The organism is Acinetobacter sp. YH12112 (genome assembly GCF_013418945.1).
Lineage (GTDB): Bacteria > Pseudomonadota > Gammaproteobacteria > Pseudomonadales > Moraxellaceae > Acinetobacter > Acinetobacter indicus.
Genome location: NZ_VPBA01000082.1, coordinates 1 through 2,181 on the forward strand (window position 1 = coordinate 1; position 2,181 = coordinate 2,181).

General features: G+C 42.5%; 2 protein-coding genes and 1 pseudogene. 1 reads left to right on the forward strand and 2 read right to left on the reverse strand.

Annotation, left to right across the window (positions count from 1 at the left end):
* The first annotated feature begins 565 nt into the window (after nt 1-565).
* Nucleotides 566-1,453 carry an Mph(E)/Mph(G) family macrolide 2'-phosphotransferase gene (mph, locus tag FTU50_RS15090; RefSeq protein ID WP_071830579.1) on the forward strand — a complete coding sequence of 296 codons (888 nt, stop codon included), beginning with the start codon at nt 566-568 and terminating at the stop codon, nt 1,451-1,453.
* Between the two features lie 73 nt (nt 1,454-1,526).
* Here mph and FTU50_RS15095 read toward each other — a convergent pair whose 3' ends face one another.
* Both FTU50_RS15095 and FTU50_RS15100 read right to left on the reverse strand, forming a co-directional pair.
* Nucleotides 1,527-1,991 (reverse strand): ATP-binding protein, encoded by a 465-nt coding sequence (locus FTU50_RS15095; protein WP_071830580.1) that lies wholly within the window; start codon nt 1,989-1,991, stop codon nt 1,527-1,529.
* A 67-nt stretch (nt 1,992-2,058) separates the two neighbouring features.
* Nucleotides 2,059-2,181: pseudogene (locus tag FTU50_RS15100) on the reverse strand (hypothetical protein); the annotation flags it as partial.

Below are 2,181 nucleotides of genomic sequence, written 5' to 3' on the forward strand. Positions count from 1 at the left end.
GTAAATTTTCAGCGTTGCTGGCTCCCCGTCAGCCGGATTGGGTTGCATCGCAGGGGTGTCGAAAGAGTCAACTGCGGTCCAAAGCTGTTGGACTTGGGTGAAAAGGGCGTTTATTCTTCCTATACGTGAACCGCATCCTACGGAATGAGTAACCCTTGCCCTATTGTGAGTAGAACGTCGTATAATTCAAACGAAAGCAGTTAATAGGTATGAAATATCACAGCACAAAAGAGCGACAGGACATGTTTAGATGATGTTATTATAAAATAATAACATCATGGATGAATAAAAAATAATTTTCTATCTTTACAACTATGTTATACTTCTATGATAAGGCTATGATGGCAAAGCCTTGGTTTTCCTAATCAAATAGTCGCCGAGATGGCTTCAATGCGACAGTAGGTCTACTGTCTCACAATTAATTCATGTATCAGATTTTTGTTCCCTGATGGGAAGTGTTATCCATACGAAAAGAATATGGGTAAAGTGTTACACCTGTATATGACATTCAGAATGTCCTGTCGGGGGAACTGGTACCAATTTAATAAAAGAAAACAGTATAGAAATGACAATCGAAGATATGCAAACATTAGCCCTAGAGCATGGGCTGAGAATTTCGGAAGAGATGAGCGTCAATGAGATGGGCATCGACTTTAGAGTTGCCTTTGTAAAGGAAGTAAACGGTGAGAACTGGGTACTCCGTATACCTCGAAGAAGCGATATGCTTGAACAAATCGAAAATGAAAGTAGAATATTGGATTTAGCCAAAAGAAACCTGTCGATCAATGTCCCTGATTGGAAAATTGTATCGGAGCGCCTAATAGCCTACCCTTTACTGGAGGATGCGCCTGCTCTGACATTCGATGCGATAACACATGAGGTTTCTTGGAACATAGATCGCGATAGCATAGCTTATGTGGAGTCTCTGGCAAAATCATTGGCCGAATTACATCGTATTACAGCTGACGATGTGAGAAAGAGCAACTTGAAAATAATGACTCCAAGTGAATTGAGGACCGAAATAGCTGACCGTATCCACTTGGTGAAATCTGAGATAGGTATCAGCGAGCCGTTGGAAAACAGATACCGTAGATGGTTGGACAATGACCCTTTGTGGCCTGAATTCACTTGTTTCATCCATGGCGATCTCTATGCAGGGCATGTCTTAACCTCGAAGGAAGGTAAGACCTCTGGTATCATAGATTGGTCTACTGCGCATATGGGTGATCCTGCACTGGACTTTTCTGGTCACGTATCGGTTTTTGGAGAGGATAGCCTGAAGAGTTTGATAACGGAGTATGCTAAACAAGGCGGAACGATATGGGATAGGCTCTACGAACAATCTATAGAGAGGGCTGCTGCAGCTCCATTAGCATATGGCGCTTTTGCGGTAGAGTGCAACGACGATAATCATATCAATGCCGCCAGAGCAGCCTTAGGTATTGTTCAATAAAATGATGTGAGGATACTTTTTTAAATGCTAAAATAGGAGTTCGATTGGTGCCACTTAAGAGTATCATTGATTTCTATTTTAGCCAGTATCCTCCACTTTTAGGAGCTCCTCGAAACTCGATTTTATGATCATCTCTTAAGATTTTGAGCCACCGCTCTACTATCTTGACAGGAACTAATAGCTCGTTTACTAAAAATGGTGCACGCTTTCCTGGATTAGTTCTTATCTGATTAAATAGTAGATTTACTCCCTCACTTACTCCCTCATTAGATTCGAAAAGTAGCTTTGATGAGACAATAACTCGAAAACCGTGCTGGAAATTTTCAAAGACAGGGGGACGCAGACCATAGGATGCGAAGCCTTCTTGGATTCGTTTGATGCCTGACCCATATTTTTCAATAAAATGCGCTTCTTTGAACGTGGCAGATATCCTTTTATTGCGCGCCCATGGCGAGTAATCTTCACGAAGAAGCTGATCAATCGTTAAGTTATCAGCTAAACCACCTGGATTGAAAAACTCTATGGAATTGTAATACACCCTGATTATGGAATCGGCAAATTAATTTGGACTTGGGTGAAAAGGGCGTTTATTCTTCCTATTACGTTGTCGGCAGCGGGCCAAAAAGGAATACGTCCATGCCCATCGAGGTGAAACCGGCTGTGAGCGCGGGTTCAAGCATATAGCCCGACAGGCGCGTATCCTTGCCGATCACGACACGATGGCGGTG

What these genes read in the sequence shown, in the direction of transcription:
- mph (WP_071830579.1), top strand. Translation starts at nt 566, where the DNA reads ATGACAATCGAAGATATGCAAACATTAGCCCTAGAGCATGGGCTGAGA.